Origin of the sequence: Embleya sp. AB8, from assembly GCF_049739465.1 — a bacterium.
Classification (GTDB): Bacteria; Actinomycetota; Actinomycetes; order Streptomycetales; family Streptomycetaceae; genus Embleya.
Genome location: NZ_JBMHHY010000046.1, coordinates 1 through 21,691 on the forward strand (window position 1 = coordinate 1; position 21,691 = coordinate 21,691).

Here is a 21,691-nt window from a genome sequence, read left to right on the forward strand (position 1 = left end):
GTGTTCTTCAAACCGGACCAGAACGACTGGGGCGGCATCATGGCCGCCTCCACCCTGATGACCATCCCGGTCCTGATCTTCTTCGTGTTCGTTCAACGGCACCTGGTATCGGGGCTCGGCGGAGCGGTAAAGGACTGAATCGACTGTGGTTACCTCTGCTGTTGCCGGCGGAGGCGTTCCGGCCCGGGCGGATGCGGGCCGGTGGGCCGGGGCCCGCGTCGGGGGTCATTCGGGGTCGTAGACGACGCCTTCCGCGGGGATGTCGACTCGGCTGTCGTCGTCGAGGATCGGGATGCCGAGGCGTTCGTGGGCGATGCGTTGGGCGGCGAGGGCCTGGGGCAGTTTCGTGTCGTAGCCGCCGCCGAGCAGTTCGACGGCGCGGCGGGGCGGGACCAGGACTCGGCTCCAGGACCAGCCGGTGGCCGGGTCGGGAGCGAGTGGGCCGAGTGCGGCTATTCGGGCGGCGCTGCGGGAGCGGACGTTGCCGCCGTCGGGGTCGGCCAGGTAACCCACGTGGGTGACCCGGCCGAGCACCGCGTTGGCCTCCTCGGCCACTTCGCGGGCCAGCGTCGCGAGCGCGTCCACGTCCTGCGGCTCGGCGCCGCCGCCGGGCAGCGCGTACCCGCCGTCCGGGTCACCCACCAGGAGCACCCGGCCGTCGGGATCGAACAGCCAGCCCGCCGCGCGGAGCACCGGCACCCCGTCCGGGACGGCCTGGTCCTCGTGCCACACCCGCTGCTTCGGCGGCCGATACTCGCGCCCGTCGACCACGTACAGACAGGCGCCCGACGCGTGCGCCTCCAGTGCGACCGAGACCCGCCGCCGGGTGCGCGGCGGGATCCGCGGCAGCGCCTCGTCGGGGGTGAGCACGTACACCGCGGTCAACTCGGCATCGGCCGGCGCGAGTTCGGTGACCTGCTCGTCGGTGAGGGTCGGCCCGTCGAAGAGGAAGTCCAGGATGACCCGCCCGTACACCTCGGCCGAGGTGGTACACACCGCGAGCAACCGGCCGACGGGGACGTCGAGCCCGAGTTCCTCCCGCACCTCGCGCCCGGCGGCCTGGTGCGGGGCCTCCCCCGGCTCGGCCATCCCACCGGGCAGATCCAGGCCGGGCTTGTAGTTCGGCTCCACCACGACCAGCCCGCCGTGCCGGTCCCGGAGCAACACCGAGGTACCCACGACCACGCCCGGCAGGCCCGCGCAGTAGTCGATCAGCTCCCGCGAGGCCGGCTCGTCGATACCATCCGCGCTCATCCGCTCCCCCGTCCACGTGCGCCGTCGTCCCGGCCCCATAGTGGCCGACCACTCGACCGCCCCGAACACACGGGGGCAGCGGAATCGCCACCCGAAATCGCAACCTTTCGGGCTCTGCGACAGATATAGGGAGTGTCAGGCCCCACCCACGCAACCCGAGGAAGCACGATGTCGCACATCCATCCGCGTCGGCTCGCCCAGGCGGCCCTGCTCACCGCCGTCGGCGTCATCCCGCTGTTCTCCGCCGGCTCCGCCGTGGCCGCCGGCCCGCCCACCCCGCCCGGCCTGGCCGGCATCACCCAGCCGGACACGGAGCACTACGGCCTCCCGACCGTCCCCAACGTCCTGGAGGAACCCGCCACCGACACGATCGTGGCCCCGCTCAAGCAGAGCCTGGCACCCGGCGTGCTCGGCGCGGCCCCCGCCGCGGACCAAGGCCTCAACGCCCCGATGGCCGCCGCGGACACCTCCATCGGCCAGGGCACCCACCACCACATGGCCACCAACGCCGCCGACGCGATCCAGGGCGCCACCACCCCACTACGCGAACTCCCGGCCCAGTTCTGACCCACCGACACCGACCCACGGACCCAACCCCGAACAGCCCTCGAGCCAGGCCCCCACCCGGGGGCTGTTCACCCCTGCGGCCCCACTAGGGCAACAAAAAACAGCCCCTGACCAAATTCCCTGGTCAGGGGCTGTCCTTCATGGTGTGGCGGGTGTTGGGTTCGAACCAACGTAGGCATACACCGGCAGATTTACAGTCTGCTCCCTTTGGCCGCTCGGGCAACCCGCCTTGTGCGCCTTGCGGCGCGACGGGACAACAATAGCGGACCACCCCGGGTGCTTCGCCACTCGGTATCGGGAGTGGTGGGGCGGGGCGCGGTCGGGGGCTCGGTGGCGGGGGACGCTCTAGGCTGGAGGGGTTGCCTTTTCTCCCACTCAGATCCCACAGAAAGCGATACCGAGCCTTGGCTGACTCCTCTTTCGACATCGTGTCCAAGGTCGACCGTCAGGAGGTCGACAACGCGCTGAACCAGACCTCGAAGGAGATCGCGCAGCGGTTCGACTTCAAGAACGTCGGCGCGCACATCGGCTGGACCGGCGAGCAGATCGAGATGCGCGCCAACTCCGAGGAGCGTGTGAATGCGATCCTCGACGTGTTCCAGGGCAAGCTGATCAAGCGCAGCATCTCGCTCAAGTCGCTCGACGCCGGTGAGCCGAAGGCGTCCGGCAAGGAGTACAAGATCTTCGCGACGATCCAGGAGGGCATCTCCCAGGACAACGCGAAGAAGGTCTCCAAGATCATCCGCGACGAGGGCCCCAAGGGTGTCAAGGCGCAGATCCAGGGCGAGGAGCTGCGGGTCTCGTCCAAGAACCGGGATGACCTCCAGGAGGTCATCGCGCTGCTCAAGGGCAAGGACCTGGAGTTCGCGCTGCAGTTCGTGAACTACCGCTAGCCACGGTCGGTCTGCGGGGTCGAGGGCACGACGAGGGTTCTCGTCGTGCCCTCGCTGCTGCACGCCGGCCGGGTGGACGCGGATGTGGACGATGCGCGGTTGGTGGCGGGGTTGCGGCGCGGGCGGGTGGCGGACCGGGCCCGGGTGCGGGAGTCGGTCGGGTCGGGGGACGTGCGGGCTGCGACGGCGCTGGGCGCGGGGGGAACGGTTCGGCGACGGGTTGGTCTCCGTGGCGGTCCGGGACGGGACGCTGCACGCCGTCCCGGCCTTGTTGCTCGTCTGGTACGACGCGGGTCGACCTACTGCTGGACCCGCTCCACCAGCGGCCCGCACGCGTCGATGGCCGGCGTCCCCGCGCCGGTCAGTACGGCGGACAGGTGGGCCGCCACCGTGTCCTCCTCCAAGCGCCCCGTGAAGCCCGCGTGCAGCACTCGCAGCGCGTCCTCGTAGGCGAAGGGGGCCAACGGCGCGCCCGTGGCCAACTGCTCCCGGGCGATCGCGAACATGGTCAGCGCGTGTCGGCGGAAGCGGGCCACCCGGCCGGTGGGCGGGACCGGCCAGCGGGCCACGATCGTGCGGTAGGCGTCCTCGTACCGGTCCAGCCAGTCCAGCCGCGCCGCCACGCCACCCGCGGTGCCGCCACCCGCCGGACCCGCGTCGGCCGGCGTCCGGTGGCAGACCACGCCGGGCCCGGCCAGTCGGGCGAAGGACCAGCCCCGGTCGTGCACGAGGCGCAGCCACAACGACCACTCGACCAGCAGCGGCAGTTCGGGGTCGAAGCGGAACCAGGACGCGGGCGCGGTGTGCGCGGGGTTGCGCGCGACCACCGCCGTGGTCGGCACGAAATTGGCCACGGACAACATGTCCGGGTCGTAGGGGAAGTCGTAGCGGTCCGGGCCGGCCACGGGGATCTCGCCCGGCTTCGCGCGCACACCGGTGAGCACGCCGTCCGCGTAGACCGCGTCCGCCCCGGTGCGCTCCAGCGCGGTCAGGGCCCGGTCGAGATGGCCGGGCAGGTACAGGTCGTCGTCGTCGAGGAAGGCGACGAAGCGGCCCGTGGCGATCTCCAGGCCGGCGTTGCGCGCCGCCGCGGGGCCGCGGGAGCGCGGGAAGGACAGGAGCCTTACCGTCATGCCCCGGACGCCGAGAGGCAGTACGCCCGCGACGTCCGCCCCGCCGTCGTTGACCACGACCACCTCGATGCCCCGCAGGCCCTGGAGCGCCACGCTGCGCAGCGCCTCGGCCAGCAGGGCCGTACGGTCGCGGGTCGGAACGATGACACTGACCGTCGCCGCCACGGCAACCTCCGCGCTTCCCGGTGTGGGGTCCCACAACGTGATTCGGGTTGTGGTTCGGGTTGTTCGACGGATATCGACACACCGGGGGCGCGGCTACAGCGATCGGCGCGAGTCTCCCTCGTACGAGATCTCGCGATTGGCCTGTCCGGGCTCAGACGCCGACGTACCTCGAATCGTCGGTCGAGACGATCTCGCGGCCCAGCGGGGTGAGCGAGACCGGGATCATCTTGAAGTTGGCCAGGCCCAGCGGGATGCCGATCACGGTGATGCACAGGAGGAGGCCGGTGAACAGGTGCGCGAGCGCCAGCCACCAGCCGAACAGCACGATCCACAGGATGTTGCCGAGCATCGACCCGGCGCCGGCGTCGCGCCGCCACTCCACGCGCCGACCGAACGGCCACAGCGCGTAGGCCGCGATCCGCCACGCGGCGATGCCGAGCGGGATGGTCACCACCAGGAAGAAGAGGAGGAAGCAGACGAGGCCGGCGATCGCGTAGCCGATGGCCAACCAAAGACCGGAAAACACGAGCCAAATGAGGTTCAGGACAGTTTTCACGGACCTGTTCTACCCTCGCGCGGCACCGACCGACGTCCCCCACAGGACTGATCGAAAGCTGATCGCAGGGATGATTCACCCGCACGGGGCGGCGGGAGGCGGCGCGGGGCGCGGGCGCGGGGCGGCGCGGGCGCGGGGCAGGCGCGCCGGGGGCAGGCGCGGGAGAACGCAAGGCGGGACGCAGCGCGGGACGTGGGGTGAAGCGCGGGCGAAGCAGCGCGGTGCGAGGGGCGCAGCGAGGCGGGGCGAGGCCAAGCAGGACGCGAGACGACGCAACGCGCGGGGCAGCGCGCAGCGCGAAGCGCGGGACGCAGGGCAGGGCGCGGCATGGTCGCGGGTAGCGCGAGACGCGGCGGAGCGACACGGGGTGGCACAGGACGCGAGGCGAGGCAGGACGCGGCACGGCACGGCGCGGAGCGGGACGGTGCGGAGCGGCACGGCATGGCACGGCGCGGGGAGGCACAGCGCACGACACGAGGCGGCACAGTCCAAGGCGGCACAGCCCAAGGCGGCACAGTCCAAGGCGCGAGGCGCTGCGGCGCGCCTCACCACCCCCGTGCCGTCAGCGCCCCGCCATCGCCTCCAGCCGCGCGATTCGGTCGGCCATCGGGGGGTGGGTGGAGAAGAGTTTGCTCATGCCGCCTGCGCCTCGGCGGAAGGGGTTGGCGATCATCAGGGAGCTGGTGGTCTGGAGCTTCGGCTCGGGGGGCAGCGGGAGCGCCTGCGTGCCGGCATCCAGTTTGCGCAGGGCGTTGGCCAGTGCCAAGGGGTCGCCGGTGAGTCGGGCTCCGGAGGCGTCCGCCTGATATTCACGCGAACGACTGACCGCCAACTGGATGACGCCGGCCGCGAGCGGGCCCAGGATCATGATCGCCAACATGCCGAACAGGCCCGGACCTTCGTCGTCGTCGCTGCGCCCGAACGGGATCAGCCACGCGAAGTTGACCAGGAACATGATCACGCTGGCCAGCGCGCCGGCCACGGACGAGATCAGGATGTCCCGGTTGTACACGTGCGACAGCTCGTGCCCGAGCACCCCGCGCAGCTCGCGCGCGTCCAGGATGCGCAGGATGCCGGTCGTACAACACACCGCCGCGTTGCGCGGGTTGCGGCCGGTGGCGAACGCGTTGGGCGCCTCGGTCGGCGAGATGTACAGCCGCGGCATCGGCTGCCGGGCGTCGTTGGAGAGCTCGCGGACGATCCGGTACAGCTCGGGGTTCTCCGCCTCGCTGACCGGCCGCGCGCGCATCGAGCGCAGCGCGATCTTGTCGCTGTTGAAGTATGCGTAGCCGTTCGTGGCGAGCGCCACGATCAGGGCAATGATCAACCCGGTCCGGCCGAAGAAGCTGCCGATGACGAGGATCAGCGCCGACATTCCGCCGAGCAGGACGGCGGTCTTCAGTCCGTTGTGCTGGCCATGCACGGCAGGGTCCTCTCGCAAGCGTCCCAGGGGTGGCACAGGGATGGCACAGGGATGACATGCGGGTCTTTCCGCCGGCTTGTCGCCCTCTGCCCGTTGTCTCTTCTTTCGCAACGGAACAACGGCACGCAGAGTTCCCTCCCCGCGCCGGGGTAACCCCCCGCCCGGGAACCGGAACCGCAGGTCAGCCGAGCAGGCCCGGCACGGTGAGGACGTGCAGCACCAGTTGCGGCGCGACCGAGAGCAGCACCCCGAGCGCGCCCGTGACGGCCAGCGCGGCGACCAGCGCGGCGGGCATCCGGGCGGTACCGGTCCCGCCGCCGAGCGTGGGCAGCCCCGGGGCCTCGGGAGCGAACAGCTGCGCGGTCCAGACCAGGTAGTAGTACAGGCCGATCACCACGTTGACCGCCATCACCACCGCGAGCCACCCGGTGCCGGACCCGATCACCGCCTGAAACACCGTCACCTTGGCGAACAGCCCGGCCAGCCCGGGCGGGATGCCCGCCAGGCACAGCAGGAAGAAGGCCAGCCCCGCCGCCGCAATCGGATGCGCCCGGAACAGTCCCCGGTGGTCGGCGACCAGGCCGCCGCGCTCCCGGGCGACCAGCGTCACGACGGCGAACGCGCCCAGGTTCATCACCGCGTAGACCGCGAGATAGGCGACCGCCGCGGGCAGCGTGTCGGCGAGGTCCTCGCCGTGCCCGGCGGCGGTGCCGAACGGGACCAGCACGTAGCCCGACTGGGCGATCGAGGACCACGCGAGCAGCCGCACCGCGTCGGTCTGGCGCAGCGCGGCCACGTTGCCCGCGGTCATCGTCAGGGCGGCCAGTACCGCGAGGGCCGGGCCCCACAGGTGCGCGTAGGGGCGAAACGCGATGCCCGCGACCAGGAGCAGCCCGGCGAAGCCCGCCGTCTTGGACACCACCGACAGGTACGCGGCGACCGGGATCGGCGCACCGCGATAGGTGTCCGGCACCCAGAAGTGGAACGGCACCGCCGCCACCTTGAACGCGAAGCCGACCATGGTCAGCACCGCGCCGGTCGCGGCCACCGTGGTCAATTTCGGGTCGAGCCGGTCCAAGTCGCCCGCGATCCGGGCCAGATGCACACTGCCCGTGGTCCCGTAGACCAGGCTCACCCCGAACAGCAGCACCGCGGTGGCGGCCACCGACATCAGGAAGAACTTCAGCGCGGCCTCCCCGCCCGGCCCGTCCCGGCGCAGCCCGACCAGCGCGAACGCGGGCAGCGAGAGCGTCTCCAGGGCGACCACCAGGGTGAGCAGGTCGCGCGCGCCGGCCAGGGCGACCGCGCCGGCCACCGAGGACAGCAGCAGGAAGTGGTACTCCCCGCCCGGCACTTCCCCCTCGTCGCCGCCGGCAAGGGCGCGGGTCAGCGGCATCGACATCAGCACGACCACGAACGCCGAGCCGAGCAGCACCAGCTGGAGCACCAGGGTCAGGTCGGTGACCACATACGAGCAGCCCGACGGCGAGCAGAAGGTGCCACGCCCGCCGCCCCCGTCCGTGCGCAGCGGCAGCAGGAGCAGCAGCGCCGCGCCGAGTCCGGCCAGCGTGAGCCAGGGCAGCGCGGCCTTGCGCGCGCCGGTCAGGAACAGGTCGGCGAGCAGTACCACGAGTGCGGCGACCGCGACCGCGACGACCGGCCCGATCGCGAGCCAGTCGATCGACTGGACGTCGAACGGCATCTCAGCTGCCTCCCATGAGGGCCCGCACGGCCGGGTCGGTGATCGCAAGCAGCGTGGCCGGCCACAACCCGGCGAGCAGGGTCAGCGCGACCAGCGGGGTCCACACCACGAGTTCCGGGCCGGTGACGTCCACGCCGCGCGGCCCGTGCGCCGGGCCCATGCACAGCCGGCGGACCAGGCCCAGCATGTACGCGGCGGTCAGCACCGTGCCCAGGCCCGCCAGGGCCAGGAAGGTCCGGTAGCCGCCGGTGGACAACCCGGCGGCCGGTTCGTACGCGCCGTACATCGCGAGCAGTTCGCCCCAGAAGCCGGCCAGACCGGGCAGTCCGAGGCCGGCCACCGCGCCGAACGCGACCAGCGCGCCGAGCCGGGGGGTGCGTCCGTACATCCCGCCGCCGAGTCGGCCGAGCAGCGCGGTGCCGTGCCGGTCCTTGACCGCGCCGGCCAGGAAGAACAGCAGGCCGGTGACCAGGCCGTGGCCGATGTTGACGAACAGCGCGCCGTTGATCCCCTGCGGGGTGAGCGTGGCGATGCCGAGCAGCGCGAAGCCCATGTGGCCCACCGACGAGTAGGCGATGATGCGCTTGAGGTCGCCGTCCGGGTCGCGCAGCAGGGCCAGGCAGACCAGCGAGCCGTACACGATGCCGACCACGCCGAACGCGGCCAGATACGGCGCGAACGTCTCGGCGCCCTCCGGCAACATCGGCACCGCGATCCGGATCAGGCCGTACGTACCCATCTTGAGCAGTACACCGGCCAACAACACCGAACCGGCCGTCGGCGCCGCGGTGTGCGCGTCGGGCAGCCAGGTGTGCAGCGGCCACATCGGCACCTTGACCGCCAGGCCCAGGCCGATCGCCAGGAAGGCGAGCACCTGGACGCCGTGCGACATGCCCGCGCCGTGGCGGTCGGCGAGTTCGACCATGTCGAAGGTGCCGGTCTCGGCCTGGATCAGCAGGAAGCCGAGCAACATCACCGCCGAGCCGAGCAGCGTGTAGAGGATGAACTTGTAGGACGCCGGGCCGCGGTCGCCCGGACTTCCCCAACGGTTGATCAGGAAGTACATCGGGACCAGCACGACCTCGAAGGCCAGGAAGAACAGGATCAGGTCGAGCGCGGCGAAGGTGCCGAGCGTGCCGGTCTCCAGGAGCAGGATGAGCGCGACGAACGCGCGCGAGTCGCCGCCGGGCGGGATGTTCCACAGGCTGTGGACGGCGACCAGGAGGGTGAGCAGCGCGGTGAGCCCGAGCAGGGGCAGTGAGATGCCGTCGATGCCCAGGTGGAAGCGCAGGCCGAGGGAGGGCGCCCAGGACACGTCGGTCTCGAATTGCATGCCGCGGCCGCGCTCGAAGCCGCACGCGAGGACGACGGCGCCGAGCAGGACGGCGGCGGTGGCGCCGACGCCGATCAGTCGGGCGCCGCGATCACCGACGCCGGGGAGCAGGAGGGTGGCGGCGCCGAGGAGTGGCGCGAGCACGACGAGGATCAGTACGACGCTCACCGCGAGGTCTCCTGGGCGTGAGGGGTCGTCGGGGGATGCGCTCGGCGAGGGCGGGTCACGAGCCCACCGCCACCGCGACGGCGAGCACCACGACGCCGGCGAACAGGCCGGTCAGGTAGAGCCGGGTGTTGCCGTTCTGGCCGCGCCGGACCCCGCCGCCGAGCAGCCACGCGCTCTGCGCCGCGCCCTTGACGTAGGTGTCGATCACGGCGCCGTCGGCGAACCGGGCGGCCTTGGCGGCGAGGCGGACGGGGGTGAGCACGAGCACCGCGTACAGCCCGTCGACGTCGAAGCCGCGCAGCGCCGGGCCGCGCAGCGGGCCGAGCAACCGGGCCGGGTCGGCGGCCGGATCGCGCCGCCACAACACGGCCACCGCGCCGGCGCCGAGGACGAGGGCGACCAGGGCGAGGGTGGTGGTCAGGGGGTGTGGGGTCAGTTCGGCGTAGCCGAGATCGCTGCCGAGGGACGGCAGGCCGGGGAAGGCGAGGAGGCCGAACAGGGTGGTGGGGACGGCGAGCACGATCAGGGGCCAGGTCATCACGGCGGGGACCTCACCCACGTGAGTGACCCCCTCGGCCTCCGCAGCCACGTCGCCGGACACCGGCTCCCCCGCCCCCACCCCGCGCGCCGGTCCGAAGAACACCCGCAGCCACACCCGGGTCGCGTAGGCCGCGGTCAGTACGGCCGTCAGCAGCCCCGCCACCAGCACCAACCAGCCCGCCACCGCCGGTACCGACCCGTGTCCGTTCGCGGTGTGCTCGGCCGCGCCGAGCACCGCCTCCTTGCTGAAGAAGCCCGCGAACGGCGGGACCCCGGCGAGTGCGGCCAGGCCGGCCGTCATGGTCCAGAACACGATCGGCGCCCGCCGGCGCAACCCGCCCATCCCGGCCAACGCGCCCGTCCCGGCGACGTGGATGGCCACCCCCGCGCCGAGGAAGAGCAGCGCCTTGAACGCGCCGTGCGCGAGCAGGTGGAACACCGCGGCGTCGCGTCCGCCGACCGCGAGGCCGCCGGTCATATAGGCGAGTTGCCCGACCGTGGACCACGCGAGCACCCGTTTCAGATCGTCCTGGGCGAGCGCGGCCAGCGCCGAGCCGAGCATCGTCACGGCGGCCATCACCGCGAGCACGATCAGCGTCGGGTGCGCGGCCAGGAAGGCCGGGTAGAGCCGGGCCACCAGGTAGGCGCCCGCGGCCACCATCGTGGCCGCGTGGATCAGCGCGGACACCGGCGTGGGGCCGGCCATCGCGTCCGGCAACCAGGTCTGCAGCGGCACCTGCGCGGACTTGCCCGCGACGCCGCCGAGCAGCAGCAGGGTGCCGGCGGTGACCCAGCCGGCGCCGCCCTCGGGCACCGCTGCGAGCACGTCCCGGATCCGGAACGAGTCGGCGCCGGCGGCCAGTACCAGGATCCCGATCAGGAACGGCACATCGCCGAGCTTGGTGACCACGAACGCCTTGATCGACGCGGCGTGGGCGTCCTCCCGTTCCCAGTGGTGGCCGATCAGGAAGTACGAGCAGATGCCCATCACCTCCCAGCCGACCAGCAACACGATCAGATCGCCGGTGTAGACGACGAGCAACATCGCGGCGGTGAACAGCGACACCAGCGCGGCGTAGGACGAGTAGCGCGGGTCCTCGCGCAGGTAGCCGGCGGAGTAGACCTGCACGAGCAGCGCGACCACCGTGACCAGCACGGCGGTCAGCGCGGCCAGGCCGTCCACGCGCAGCCCGAGGGTGATGTCGAGCGCGCCGGTGGGGGTCAGCCGCACCGCCGACTCGCGTACGTCGTCCCCGATCCCGGCGGCCACGGCGATCGCGAGCGCCGTGGCGACCAGGGCGGCGGGTACGGCGATCAGCGCCGGGCGTACCCGGCGGCCGAACAGCAGCCCGAGCAGCGCGGCGAGCGCGGGCAGTCCGGTGGCCGTCGCGGCGGCGACCGTCATACCGATCCCTCCTTGTGCTCGGCGAGCTCGCGCAGTTCGGGGATGTCGGTGGTGGCCCGGTTGCGGAAGACGAGCAGCACGATCGCCAGGCCCAGGCCGATCTCGGCGGCGGCGATGGTGATCACGAACAGGGTCAGCGCCTGGCCGGCGTGCAGCGTGTCGCGCAGGTACATGTCGAACGCGATCAGGTTGATGTTGACCGCGTTGAGCATCAGTTCGACCGACATCAGCACGAGGATCGCGTTGCGCCGGGCCAGCACCCCGTAGAGGCCGATGCCGAACAGCAGTACGGCGAGGACGAGCGGATACACCAGATGCATCGCGGGGTCAGTCCTTCCGGCCCGGGCGTACGTCCGACCCGGAACGGGCGCCGGATCGGGATCGGGAGAGCACGATGGCGCCGATCAACGCGGCCAGGAGCAGCACCGACAACACCTCGAAGGGCAACACCCACACCTTGAACAGGCTCTCCCCGGTGACCCGGGTGCTGCCCACGGTGTCCTCGCCCAGATGCAGGTAGGCGGTCCGGAACGCGTCCACGATCACGGTGAGCAGGGTCGCGGTGGCGCCGAGGGCGACCACCGCGGCCGGGATCCGGGCGGCCCGGTCGGCGGGTTCGGAGTAGCCGATCGGCGCCTTGGTCAACATCAGGCCGAAAAGCAGCAGGACCACCACCGCGCCGACGTAGATCAGTACCTGGACCCAGGCGATGAACTCGGCGGTGAGCAGCAGGTACTCCGCGGCCAGGCCGCCGAGCGTGACCACCAGCCACAGCGCGGCGTGGACGACCTGACGGGTGGTCACCACGAGCAGCGCGGAGCCGAGCACGACCAGGCCGACCAGGACGAAGGCGAGTTCGGCGCCGGTGGGCGACAGGAAGCCGGATTCGGTGGCGGCGAGGTTCGTGGCGGGGTGCACGGCGAGGTTCATGGAGTCCCCTCCCCCGGTCCGGCCTGGGCGTCCCGGGCGGCCTGCGCGGCCTGCGCGGCCTGCGCGGCCTTCTCCGCCTTCTCGACCGCCTTGCGGGCCTGGAGCAGTTCCTTGGGGTCCTCGGCGTGCGGGTCGAGTGCGGGCGGTGGTGGGACCGTCCACATCCACTCGCGCAGCTTGTCCTTCTCGTGCGTGAGTTCGTGGATGTCGTCGGTCGCGTACTCGAACTCGGGCGACCAGAACAGCGCGTCGAACGGGCATACCTCGACGCAGATCCCGCAGTACATGCACAGCGCGAAGTCGATCGCGAAGCGGTCGAGCACATTGCGGGTGCGGTCGCGCGCGCCGGGTTCGCGGGCGGGCACGACCTCCTTGTGCGAGTCGATGTAGATGCACCAGTCGGGGCATTCGCGCGCGCACAACATGCAGACCGTGCAGTTCTCCTCGAACAGCGCGATCACCCCGCGCGAGCGGGGCGGCAGTTCGGGGAGGACCTCCGGGTAGGACTGTGTGACGGACCTCTTGGTGAGCGTCTTGAGGGTCACCGCGAGGCCCTTGGCCAGGCCCTTCATCAGGTCGCCACCTTTACCACGCCGGTCAGGACGAGTTGGCCGAGCGCCAGCGGGACGAGCACCGTCCACGCGAGCTTTTGCAGCTGGTCCTCGCGCAGTCGCGGAAAGCTGACCCGCAGCCAGATCACCACGAACGCGAGCGCGCCGGTCTTGAGCAGGGTCCACAACCAGCCGACCGAGTCCGACCACGGCCCGTGCCAACCACCCAGGAAGAGCACCGTGGTCAGCGCGCAGACGATCAGGATCCCGGCGTATTCGGACAGCAGGAAGAAGGCGAAGCGCAGGCCGGAGTATTCGGTGTAGGCGCCGAAGATGATCTCCGAGTCGGCGACCGGCATGTCGAACGGCGGGCGCTGGATCTCGGCCAGGCCGGCGGTGAAGAACACCACGCCACCGATCGCCTGCCAGGGCAACCACCACCAGTGGAAGCCCTCGACGATCCCGGGCAGCGACACGGTGCCGGCGGCCATCGCGACGGAGGCCGCGGCGAGCAACATCGGCAGTTCGTACGCCATCAGCTGGGCGGCGGAGCGAATGCCGCCGAGGAGGGAGTACTTGTTGGCCGAGGCCCAGCCGCCCATCAGCGAGCCGAGCACGCCGACGCCCATCACCGCGAGGACGAACACGATGCCGGCGTCGACGGTCCGCCCGACCAGGCCGTGCGGCCCGATCGGGATGGCGATCAGCACCACGAAGTAGGGGATCAGCGCGACGGCCGGCGCGAGCTTGAACACCCGCCGATCGGCGCCGGCCGGGACGATGTCCTCCTTCTGCGCGAACTTGACGCCGTCGGCCACGAGTTGCGCCCACCCGTGGAACGCCCCGGCATAGATCGGCCCGACCCGGGCCTGCATGTGCGCCATCACCTTGTGCTCGGTCTGCCCGATCAGCAGCGGCAGCAGCAAAAACGCCCCCAGCACGAGCGCGAGCCGGAGACACACATCGAGGACACTCACGGGGCGTCCCCTTCACTGGGTGAACCGGATGGAGCCGACGGATCGTTCTTGCGCGACGTGGGCGCGGGCGCCTCCGGCGAGGAGGCGGGCTCGGGTGGGGTGACGGGCTCGGGCGGGGTGGCCGACTCGGGCGACGCAGCGGGCGCGGGCGCCTCCGGCGAGGTGACGGGCTCCGGCGGGGTGACGGGCTCGGGCGAGGAGGTGGGCTCGAGTGGGGTGACGGGCTCGGGTGCCGGAGCCGAGTCGCGCGCGGGCCTGGGCGCGGGCGCCTCCGGCGAGGTGACGGGCTCGGCCCGGGTGGCCGACTCGGGCGACGCAGCGGGCGCGGGCGCCTCCGGCGGGGTGACGGGCTCGGGCGAGGAGGTGGGCTCGAGTGGGGTGACGGGCTCGGGTGCCGGAGCCGAGTCGCGCGTGGGCGCGGGCGCTTCGGGCCGCGTTGCGGGCTCGGGTGGTGCGGCGGCCGGCGGGGGTGCGACAGGCGAGTTGCCCGGCTCGGGCTTCGCCGCAGGCGCGGGCGCGGGCGGCCCGGGATCGGCCGGAGGCGTCGGCGTTGCCGGCTCGATCGGCGACGCCGAAGCTGTCGCGGGGGATCCCGGCCCGCCGGTCCGACCGGTGGATCCCTCTGACGCGCTGCGCGAACGGCGCGCGGGCGGGGCGCCCCCGGTGGACTGGCTCGCGGAACCCTCGGATGCGCTGCGGGTACGCCGGGCCGGAGGCGGCCCCTCGGCGGACTGACTCGCGGAGCCCTCGGATGCGCTGCGGGTACGCCGGGCGGGAGGCGGTGCCTCGCCGGACTGGCCGGCCGAGCCCTCGGATGTGCTGCGGGTGCGGCGGGGCGGTGAGGTGGCCTCGCCCGATTGGCTTGCCGAGCCGGCGGCAGCGCTGCGGGTGCGGCGGGGGCGGTCCTCGGGGGTGGGCTCGGCCGGTGTCTCCTCCTTGTGGGGGCCCCACGTGGCCGGGTCGGGGACGCCCGGCGGCAGGGTGCGGCGGCGGCCCGGGGCGCGGCCGGGGGCGGCGGCGTGGTCGGATTCGCCCGGTTCCTTGGCGCCCGGCCAGGCCTTGGCGACCCGCGAGGCCAGGATGAACTCCTTGCGCAACGGGTGGCCCTCGAAGCCGTCGGGGAGGAGCAGCGGGTCCAGGCCGGGGTGGTCGGTGAAGTCGATGCCGAACATTTCGTGGGTTTCGCGTTCGTGCCAGCGGGCGCCGGCGTACACCCCCGTCGCGGTTCCGAGTACCGGGGCCGCGCGCGGGACGCGGGTGCGCAGCAGCAGCCGAGGGCCGGTCGGGATCGCCGCCACGTGCGCGACCACGCCGAATCCGTCGGCGAGTTCGTCCACACCGGTGAGCCAGTCGAAGAACGCGCAGCCCAGACCGTCGCGCGCGGCGGTCAGCGCCGGCACCCAGTTCTCGGCCGCGACATCGACGGTGACCAGCCCGTACGCGTCCGACACCGCGAGGATCAGGTCTTCACCCAGGCCGGCGCGGATTTCGTCCGGAGTCATTCGGTGCCCCCGGGCGCGGCGGTGGGCGGTGCGACCAGCGGGCGGCTCAGTGCCGCGGCCGGCAGCTTGCGGCCGTAGCGCGTCGCCGGGTGCTCCACCGCGATCCGCTCCTGGAGCTTGAGGATGCCCTGGAGCAGCGCCTCGGGGCGCGGCGGGCAGCCGGGGACGTAGACGTCGACCGGGACGAGCTGGTCCACGCCCTTGGTGACGCAGTACGAATCCCAGTACGGCCCGCCGCAGTTGGCGCAGGACCCGAACGAGATGACGTACTTCGGCTCCGGCATCTGCTCGTAGAGCCGCTTGATCGCCGGTGCCATCTTGTCGCTGACCGTGCCCGACACGACCATCAGATCGGCCTGCCGCGGGCCCGGCGCAAACGGGATCACGCCCAGCCGGATGAAGTCGTGGCGGGCCATCGAGGACGCGATGAACTCGATCGCGCAACACGCGAGCCCGAAGTTGAATACCCAGAGGGAGTAGCGCCGCCCCCAGTTGAGCACCAGCCGGACCGGATCCGGCGCGAGCCGGGAGAGGATCCCGAGCCGCGGCTGCGGCAGGTCCACCGGTGCAGGTGTCAGGTCCATGCGAGGACGCCCTTCCGCCACGCGTACAACAGTCCGGTGGCCAGGAAGCCGACGAACACGAACATCTCCACCAGGGTGGTGGCACCGAAACCGGGCGCGTCGAACACCGTCGCCCAGGGGAACAGGTAGATCACGTCGACCGCGAAGATCACGTAGAGATAGGCGTAGAGGTAGTAGCGGATGTGCACCTGTGCCCACCCCGCGCCCACCGGGTCGACGCCGCACTCGTACGTGGTGAGTTTCTCGTACGTGGGTACGCTCGGTCGCAACAGTCGGCCGCCGGCGAACGCCGCGGCAACGAAGGCGGACGCGACGAGCAGCACCAGACCCACGAGCGCGTACGTTCCGTAGTAGCCCTCCACCCGGCGTTCGCCTCCCGATCGACATTGCCCGAACGTTGCGTGGTCGTTGCGTATCTTTGTGGCACGGGAGTCTAGGGGGGTTGCGCCGGACCTGTCCCCGGTGTCCAGTCCGGGCGACCCGCCGGATCGGCGATACCGATCGGACCGCGAAGGTGGTAGGGACAACCCCACCCCCAAGACACCGACCCGCGCCATGGGACCCGCCCGGGTCACCCGGCAGAGTTGACCCAACGGATCGGCTTCTCTCCCAGCGAGGCACCTCCATGTCCATGCCCTCACCCGCGACCGCCTACGACGGGTCCACAGGTGATGCCCCGGCGCGCGCACGGCCGGGCATCCTGCGCGCGCCGTTCACGGTGCGCACGTGGACCGACACGATCCATCTGGTGCTGAACCTGCCCGTCGGCATCATCGGATTCACCTATGCCGTGACGTTCGTCGCGCTCGGTATCGGTCTGGCTCCGCTGTTCCTGCTCGGGTTGCCGATGCTCGCGGTGACGCTGCTCGGCAGTCGGGGGCTCGGGCGCATGGAGCGGGCCCGAGCGAGCGCGCTGCTCGACGAACATGTGCGCGCGCCCGCGCCGCGCGTTCGGCAGCCGGGGTTCACCGGGTGGGTCAAGTCCGGGCTGACCGACACCACGGGGTGGCGGGCCACCCTCTATCTGTTCCTGCAACTGCCCTGGGGGGCCTTCACCTTCGTGGTCGGCACCGCGCTGTGGGCGGCCTCGCTGGGCATGCTGACCTATCCGCTCACCCAGCCGCTCTACCGTCGGGCCGACATGCCGGGCGCGATGCTTTGGGGCGACGGGCCGAACATGCCCGGCAAGGACTACTACGTGGCCGGTCCGGGTCCGGTGACGTTGACCGTGGTGCTCGGTGTGCTGCTGTTCTTCGCCACGCCGTGGCTGATCCGCGGGATGGCCAATGTGGACCGGGTGATGGTGCGCGGGCTGCTCGGCCCGGCGTTCCTGTCCGAGCAGGTGCGCGACCTGACCGTGTCCCGGGGGGCCGCGGTCGACACCGCCGCCTCCGATCTGCGCCGAATCGAGCGTGATCTGCACGACGGCGCGCAAGCCCGGTTGGTCGCGCTCGCGATGGACCTGGGCATGGCGAAGGAGAACCTGAACGCGGGTCAGGACACCGAGACCGCGCGGATGGTCTCCTCGGCGCACGACGAGGTCAAGCTCGCCCTGCAGGAGTTGCGCGACCTGGCCCGGGGCATCCACCCCGCGGTGCTCACCGACCGCGGCCTGGACGCGGCGCTGTCCTCGATCGCGGCCCGCTGCACGGTGCCGGTTCGGGTGGAGGTGGATCTGCCGGACCGCCCGCCCGCCCCGATCGAGTCGGTCGCCTACTTCTGCGCGTCGGAACTGCTGACCAACGTCTCCAAGCACGCGCGCGCCACCCACGCGTGGGTGACCGTCGGGCACGAGCACGACCGGATGTTCCTGATCGTCGCCGACGACGGCGCGGGCGGCGCGGCCACCGGCAAGGGCTCGGGCCTTGCCGGCCTGACCGAACGGGTGCGCGGCGTGGCCGGCACGCTGCACGTGGACAGCCCCGAGGGTGGTCCGACCCGGATCACCGTGTGGTTGCCGCTGGGCTGATCCGCCGCGGCCGAGCCGGCGTCCGACTGCCGGGCCGCCCGAGGTACGCCGCATCCGCCCGAATCCGGAAGACTGTAGCCGCGCCCGGTTCCCGGGTGCGGCTACCCGGATTTGGGGGATGTGAACGCTGTGCGCGTCGTCATCGCTGAGGATTCCGTACTACTGAGAGACGGTTTGTCACGCTTGCTGACCGCTCGCGGCCATCAGGTCGTGGGCGAGGTCGGCGACGCCGAGCAGTTGGTCGCCGTCGCGGCCGAGCTGCTCCCGGACGTGTGTGTCGTGGACGTCCGGATGCCGCCCACGCATACGGATGAGGGCATCCGGGCGGCAGTGCAAATGCGGGCAAGTCTGCCCAAGGTCGGCGTACTTGTCCTGTCACAGTACGTCGAGGAGCAGTACGCGACGGAGTTGCTCGCGGGCAACACCAGCGGGGTCGGCTACCTGCTCAAGGACCGGGTCGCCGACGTCGGCGAGTTCGTCGCCGCGGTCGAGCGGGTCGCGGCCGGCGGCACCGCGCTCGACCCCGAGGTGGTCTCCCAGCTGCTCGGCCGCTCGCGCAGGCGCGACGTGGTGGAAAAGCTCACCCCGCGCGAGCGCGAGGTACTCGGGCTGATGGCCGAGGGGCGCACCAACGCGGCGGTGGCGCAGGCCCTGGTGGTGTCCGACGGAGCGGTGGAGAAGCACGTCAGCAACATCTTCGGCAAGCTCGGCCTCGCACCCAGTGACACCGATCACAGACGAGTGCTCGCAGTACTCGCGTATCTCGGATCCTGACATCGTAGGGATCGAATTACTGGACCCATGCAATCATCCGGTCGATCGGAACCGCCGTCCCGTATCGGGGCGGTCTATCGGTTTGCTCGGATACCGCCGGATATGTCCGCCCTGCGGGCCATGTCCGAAGCGTGACGCCGCTCACGTCACGCACCAGGGCGAATCCTCGCCCGTTCCGGGGGGTGCCACGGCCCCCGGCTGTGCCGCCGTACGATGAAAACTGCGACATCCGCGCGGTGCGCGGACCAACCGCCGCAGCGCCGAGGAGGTCCTTCCCCGTGACCAAGCAGGTCAAGCAGCTCGACCGGGTAGTGATCCGGTTCGCCGGCGATTCCGGTGACGGAATGCAGCTGACGGGCGACCGTTTCACGTCCGAGACGGCGACGTTCGGAAACGATCTGTCGACCCTTCCCAACTTCCCCGCCGAGATCCGGGCACCCGCAGGCACCCTGCCGGGTGTGTCGAGCTTCCAGCTCCACTTCGCCGACCACGACATCCTGACCCCGGGCGACGCGCCGACCGTGCTGGTCGCGATGAACCCGGCCGCGCTCAAGGCCAACCTGCGCGACCTGCCGCGCGGGGCCGAGATCATCGTCAACACCGACGAGTTCTCCAAGCGCGCGATGGCCAAGGTCGGCTACGCGAACAATCCGCTGGAGGACGGCTCGCTGGACGCGTACAACGTGCACGCGATCCCGCTGACCACGCTGACCGTCGGCTCGCTGGCCGAGTTCGAGATCTCCAAGAAGGACGCCGAGCGGGCGAAGAACATGTTCGCGCTCGGGCTGCTGTCCTGGCTCTACCACCGCCCGACCGAGGCGACGATCGGCTTCCTGCGCAAGAAGTTCGCCAAGCTGCCGGTGATCGCCGAGGCCAACGTGGCGGCGTTCAAGGCGGGTTGGAACTTCGGCGAGACCACGGACGACTTCGCGGTCTCCTACGAGGTGGCACCGGCGAAGCTGCCGAGCGGGACCTACCGCAACATCACCGGCAACCTCGCGCTGTCCTACGGCCTGGTGGCCGCCGGGCAACTCGCCGAACTGCCGGTCTACCTGGGTTCGTACCCGATCACGCCGGCCTCGGACATCCTGCACGAGCTGGCCAAGCACAAGAACTTCGGCGTGCGCACCTTCCAGGCCGAGGACGAGATCGCGGGCATCGGCGCGGCGCTCGGCGCGGCGTTCGGCGGCGCGCTCGGGGTGACCACCACGTCCGGCCCCGGGGTCGCGCTCAAGTCCGAGACGATCGGCCTCGCGGTCTCCCTGGAGCTGCCGCTGCTGATCGTCGACGTGCAGCGCGGCGGCCCCTCGACCGGACTGCCCACCAAGACCGAGCAGTCCGACCTGCTCCAGGCGATGTTCGGGCGCAACGGCGAGGCCCCGGTGCCGATCGTGGCCCCGCAGACCCCGTCCGACTGCTTCGCCGCCGCGATCGAGGCGGCCCGGATCGCGCTGAAGTACCGCACCCCGGTCTTCCTGCTCTCGGACGGCTACCTGGCCAACGGCTCGGAGCCGTGGCGCCTCCCGGAGACTGCCGAGCTGCCGGACCTGCGGGTCGAGTTCGCCACCGAGCCGAACCACGAGAAGACGGACGGGACCAAGGAGTTCTGGCCGTACAAGCGCGACCCCGAGACGCTGGCCCGCCCGTGGGCGGTGCCCGGCACGCCGGGTCTCGAACACCGGATCGGCGGCATCGAGAAGGCCGACGGGATCGGGTCGATCTCCTACGACCCGGCCAACCACGACCTGATGGTGCGCACCCGGCAGGCCAAGATCGACGGCATCGCGAAGGACATCGACCCGCTGTGGGTGGACGACGCGACCGGCGACGCGAAGGTGCTCGTGATCGGGTGGGGGTCCACCTACGGCCCGATCGCCGCGGCGGTGCGCCGGGTGCGGGCGGCGGGCGGCAAGGTCGCGCAGGCCCACCTGCGCCACCTCAACCCGTTCCCGGCCAACACGGCCGAGGTGCTGAGGTCGTACGACAAGGTGATCGTCCCGGAGATGAACCTGGGTCAGCTCGCCCTGCTCCTGCGCGGCCGGTTCCTCGTCGACGCCATGTCGTACAACCAGGTGCGCGGTCTGCCGTTCAAGTCCGAGGAACTGGCGCACGTGATCCAGGAAGTGATCGAAAGTGTCTGAGTCTGCGAACGGCGCCGGCGGCTTCCCCTCGCTGTCGCTGATCCCGAAGGCCGACGGCAAGCAGTCCATGAAGGACTTCAAGTCGGACCAGGAGGTGCGCTGGTGCCCGGGCTGCGGGGACTACGCGATCCTGGCCGCGGTGCAGGGCTTCCTGCCGGAGCTGGGCCTGGCCAAGGAGAACGTGGTGTGGATCTCGGGCATCGGCTGCTCCAGCCGATTCCCGTACTACCTGAACACCTACGGCATGCACTCGATCCACGGCCGCGCGCCGGCCATCGCGACCGGCCTGGCCACCTCGCGCGAGGACCTGTCGGTGTGGGTGGTCACCGGTGACGGCGACGCGCTGTCCATCGGCGGAAACCACCTGATCCACGCGCTGCGCCGGAACGTCAACCTGAAGATCCTGCTGTTCAACAACCGGATCTACGGGCTGACCAAGGGTCAGTACTCGCCGACCTCCGAGACCGGCAAGATCACCAAGTCCACCCCGATGGGCTCGCTCGACCACCCGTTCAACCCGCTGTCCGTGGCGATCGGCGCCGAGGCGTCGTTCGTGGCCCGGTCGATCGACTCGGATCGTAAGCACCTGACCTCGGTGCTGCGCGCGGCGGCGGCGCACGAGGGTACCGCCCTGGTGGAGATCTACCAGAACTGCAACATCTTCAACGACGGCGCGTTCGAGCAGCTCAAGGACCCGGCGCGGCGCGACGACGTGACCATCCGCCTGGAGCACGGGCAGCCGATCCGGTTCGGCGCGGAGGGCCAGTTCGGCGTCATCCGCGGCGCGCGCGGGTCGCTGGACGTGGCCGAGGTGGCCGAGGTCGGCGAGGACGCGTTGCTCGTGCACGACGCGCACGCGGAAAACCCGGAGCTGGCCTTCGCGCTGACCCGGCTGGGCGATCTGACCAGCAACACGCACACCCCGATCGGCGTCTTCCGGGACATCGAGCGGCCGGTCTACGACCGGTTGATGTCGGCGCAGATGGCCGAGGCGGCGACCAAGCAGGGTCCGGGCGACCTGACCTCGCTGATCCGGGGCAACGACACCTGGACGATCAACCAGTAATACCGCTGTTCCCACCGCCGAGCGGGCCCGGTGGCTTTCGCCGCCGGGCCCGCTCGCG

Annotated in this window: 20 protein-coding genes, 1 tRNA gene and 1 pseudogene; 7 read left to right on the top strand and 15 right to left on the bottom strand. The window is 71.4% G+C overall.

Annotation, left to right across the window (positions count from 1 at the left end):
• Positions 1-138: pseudogene (locus ABIA38_RS42485) on the top strand (carbohydrate ABC transporter permease); the annotation flags it as partial.
• An 87-nt stretch (positions 139-225) separates the two neighbouring features.
• Here ABIA38_RS42485 and ABIA38_RS42490 read toward each other — a convergent pair.
• A complete protein-coding gene (locus tag ABIA38_RS42490) occupies positions 226-1,254 on the bottom strand; it encodes an NUDIX domain-containing protein (protein WP_424644377.1) in 1,029 nt (342 codons plus the stop codon).
• A gap of 168 nt (positions 1,255-1,422) precedes the next feature.
• Between ABIA38_RS42490 and ABIA38_RS42495 the strand changes: the two genes are divergently transcribed.
• Positions 1,423-1,821, top strand: a complete 399-nt coding sequence (locus tag ABIA38_RS42495) for a hypothetical protein (RefSeq protein ID WP_424644378.1) — start codon at positions 1,423-1,425, stop codon at positions 1,819-1,821.
• Between the two features lie 146 nt (positions 1,822-1,967).
• Here the strand turns inward: ABIA38_RS42495 and ABIA38_RS42500 are convergent.
• A tRNA-Tyr gene (locus ABIA38_RS42500) sits at positions 1,968-2,050 on the bottom strand.
• A gap of 175 nt (positions 2,051-2,225) precedes the next feature.
• On the opposite strand from ABIA38_RS42500, the gene ABIA38_RS42505 reads away from it, so the two are divergent.
• Positions 2,226-2,714 carry a YajQ family cyclic di-GMP-binding protein gene (locus ABIA38_RS42505; RefSeq protein WP_424644379.1) on the top strand — a complete coding sequence of 163 codons (489 nt, stop codon included), beginning with the start codon at positions 2,226-2,228 and terminating at the stop codon, positions 2,712-2,714.
• Positions 2,715-3,013: 299 nt separating this feature from the next.
• Here ABIA38_RS42505 and ABIA38_RS42510 read toward each other — a convergent pair whose 3' ends face one another.
• The 13 genes from ABIA38_RS42510 to ABIA38_RS42570 all read right to left on the bottom strand — a co-directional run bounded on the left by ABIA38_RS42510 (position 3,014) and on the right by ABIA38_RS42570 (position 16,045).
• Positions 3,014-4,012 (bottom strand): glycosyltransferase family 2 protein, encoded by a 999-nt coding sequence (locus ABIA38_RS42510; protein WP_424644380.1) that lies wholly within the window; start codon positions 4,010-4,012, stop codon positions 3,014-3,016.
• A 151-nt stretch (positions 4,013-4,163) separates the two neighbouring features.
• On the bottom strand, positions 4,164-4,568 hold the full coding sequence (locus ABIA38_RS42515; protein ID WP_424644381.1) for a YccF domain-containing protein: 405 nt from the start codon (positions 4,566-4,568) through the stop codon (positions 4,164-4,166).
• Between the two features lie 562 nt (positions 4,569-5,130).
• On the bottom strand, positions 5,131-5,991 hold the full coding sequence (gene htpX / locus ABIA38_RS42520) for a zinc metalloprotease HtpX (protein WP_424644382.1): 861 nt from the start codon (positions 5,989-5,991) through the stop codon (positions 5,131-5,133).
• A 181-nt stretch (positions 5,992-6,172) separates the two neighbouring features.
• Entirely contained in the window at positions 6,173-7,693 is a 1,521-nt protein-coding gene (locus ABIA38_RS42525; protein WP_424644383.1) for an NADH-quinone oxidoreductase subunit N, read from the bottom strand.
• Position 7,694: 1 nt separating this feature from the next.
• Positions 7,695-9,194: a complex I subunit 4 family protein gene (locus tag ABIA38_RS42530; RefSeq protein ID WP_424644384.1), complete on the bottom strand. Its 1,500-nt coding sequence runs from the start codon at positions 9,192-9,194 to the stop codon at positions 7,695-7,697.
• Positions 9,195-9,249: 55 nt separating this feature from the next.
• Positions 9,250-11,139 carry an NADH-quinone oxidoreductase subunit L gene (locus tag ABIA38_RS42535; RefSeq protein ID WP_424644385.1) on the bottom strand — a complete coding sequence of 630 codons (1,890 nt, stop codon included), beginning with the start codon at positions 11,137-11,139 and terminating at the stop codon, positions 9,250-9,252.
• Complete coding sequence (nuoK, locus tag ABIA38_RS42540) at positions 11,136-11,459, bottom strand: NADH-quinone oxidoreductase subunit NuoK (RefSeq protein WP_424644386.1); 324 nt, start codon at positions 11,457-11,459, stop codon at positions 11,136-11,138. The genes ABIA38_RS42535 and nuoK overlap by 4 nt, the downstream gene beginning before the upstream one ends.
• Before the next feature lie 7 nt (positions 11,460-11,466).
• Positions 11,467-12,069 (bottom strand): NADH-quinone oxidoreductase subunit J, encoded by a 603-nt coding sequence (locus tag ABIA38_RS42545; RefSeq protein WP_424644387.1) that lies wholly within the window; start codon positions 12,067-12,069, stop codon positions 11,467-11,469.
• Entirely contained in the window at positions 12,066-12,641 is a 576-nt protein-coding gene (locus ABIA38_RS42550) for a NuoI/complex I 23 kDa subunit family protein (RefSeq protein ID WP_424644388.1), read from the bottom strand. Before ABIA38_RS42550 ends, ABIA38_RS42545 begins: the two co-directional genes overlap by 4 nt.
• Positions 12,641-13,597: a complex I subunit 1/NuoH family protein gene (locus ABIA38_RS42555; RefSeq protein ID WP_424644389.1), complete on the bottom strand. Its 957-nt coding sequence runs from the start codon at positions 13,595-13,597 to the stop codon at positions 12,641-12,643. Before ABIA38_RS42555 ends, ABIA38_RS42550 begins: the two co-directional genes overlap by 1 nt.
• Entirely contained in the window at positions 13,594-15,099 is a 1,506-nt protein-coding gene (locus tag ABIA38_RS42560) for an NADH-quinone oxidoreductase subunit C (protein WP_424644390.1), read from the bottom strand. The genes ABIA38_RS42555 and ABIA38_RS42560 overlap by 4 nt, the downstream gene beginning before the upstream one ends.
• On the bottom strand, positions 15,096-15,683 hold the full coding sequence (locus ABIA38_RS42565) for an NADH-quinone oxidoreductase subunit B (RefSeq protein WP_424644391.1): 588 nt from the start codon (positions 15,681-15,683) through the stop codon (positions 15,096-15,098). Before ABIA38_RS42565 ends, ABIA38_RS42560 begins: the two co-directional genes overlap by 4 nt.
• Complete coding sequence (locus ABIA38_RS42570; protein ID WP_424644392.1) at positions 15,674-16,045, bottom strand: NADH-quinone oxidoreductase subunit A; 372 nt, start codon at positions 16,043-16,045, stop codon at positions 15,674-15,676. The genes ABIA38_RS42565 and ABIA38_RS42570 overlap by 10 nt, the downstream gene beginning before the upstream one ends.
• A gap of 269 nt (positions 16,046-16,314) precedes the next feature.
• Here ABIA38_RS42570 and ABIA38_RS42575 point away from each other — a divergent pair, with 269 nt between their 5' ends.
• From ABIA38_RS42575 to ABIA38_RS42590, 4 genes are all read left to right on the top strand, one after another.
• Complete coding sequence (locus ABIA38_RS42575) at positions 16,315-17,652, top strand: sensor histidine kinase (protein WP_424644430.1); 1,338 nt, start codon at positions 16,315-16,317, stop codon at positions 17,650-17,652.
• Positions 17,653-17,781: 129 nt separating this feature from the next.
• Positions 17,782-18,426: a response regulator gene (locus ABIA38_RS42580; RefSeq protein ID WP_424644393.1), complete on the top strand. Its 645-nt coding sequence runs from the start codon at positions 17,782-17,784 to the stop codon at positions 18,424-18,426.
• 278 nt (positions 18,427-18,704) lie between these two features.
• On the top strand, positions 18,705-20,567 hold the full coding sequence (locus ABIA38_RS42585; protein WP_424644394.1) for a 2-oxoacid:acceptor oxidoreductase subunit alpha: 1,863 nt from the start codon (positions 18,705-18,707) through the stop codon (positions 20,565-20,567).
• Positions 20,568-20,634: 67 nt separating this feature from the next.
• Entirely contained in the window at positions 20,635-21,633 is a 999-nt protein-coding gene (locus ABIA38_RS42590) for a 2-oxoacid:ferredoxin oxidoreductase subunit beta (protein WP_424644431.1), read from the top strand.
• The last annotated feature ends 58 nt before the right edge of the window (positions 21,634-21,691 follow it).

What these genes read in the sequence shown, in the direction of transcription:
- ABIA38_RS42490 (WP_424644377.1), bottom strand. Translation starts at nt 1,254, where the DNA reads ATGAGCGCGGATGGTATCGACGAGCCGGCCTCGCGGGAGCTGATCGAC.
- ABIA38_RS42495 (WP_424644378.1), top strand. Translation starts at nt 1,423, where the DNA reads ATGTCGCACATCCATCCGCGTCGGCTCGCCCAGGCGGCCCTGCTCACC.
- ABIA38_RS42525 (WP_424644383.1), bottom strand. Translation starts at nt 7,693, where the DNA reads ATGCCGTTCGACGTCCAGTCGATCGACTGGCTCGCGATCGGGCCGGTC.
- ABIA38_RS42535 (WP_424644385.1), bottom strand. Translation starts at nt 11,139, where the DNA reads ATGACGGTCGCCGCCGCGACGGCCACCGGACTGCCCGCGCTCGCCGCG.
- nuoK (WP_424644386.1), bottom strand. Translation starts at nt 11,459, where the DNA reads ATGCATCTGGTGTATCCGCTCGTCCTCGCCGTACTGCTGTTCGGCATC.
- ABIA38_RS42545 (WP_424644387.1), bottom strand. Translation starts at nt 12,069, where the DNA reads ATGAACCTCGCCGTGCACCCCGCCACGAACCTCGCCGCCACCGAATCC.
- ABIA38_RS42550 (WP_424644388.1), bottom strand. Translation starts at nt 12,641, where the DNA reads ATGAAGGGCCTGGCCAAGGGCCTCGCGGTGACCCTCAAGACGCTCACC.
- ABIA38_RS42560 (WP_424644390.1), bottom strand. Translation starts at nt 15,099, where the DNA reads ATGACTCCGGACGAAATCCGCGCCGGCCTGGGTGAAGACCTGATCCTC.
- ABIA38_RS42565 (WP_424644391.1), bottom strand. Translation starts at nt 15,683, where the DNA reads ATGGACCTGACACCTGCACCGGTGGACCTGCCGCAGCCGCGGCTCGGG.
- ABIA38_RS42575 (WP_424644430.1), top strand. Translation starts at nt 16,315, where the DNA reads ATGCCCTCACCCGCGACCGCCTACGACGGGTCCACAGGTGATGCCCCG.
- ABIA38_RS42590 (WP_424644431.1), top strand. Translation starts at nt 20,635, where the DNA reads ATGAAGGACTTCAAGTCGGACCAGGAGGTGCGCTGGTGCCCGGGCTGC.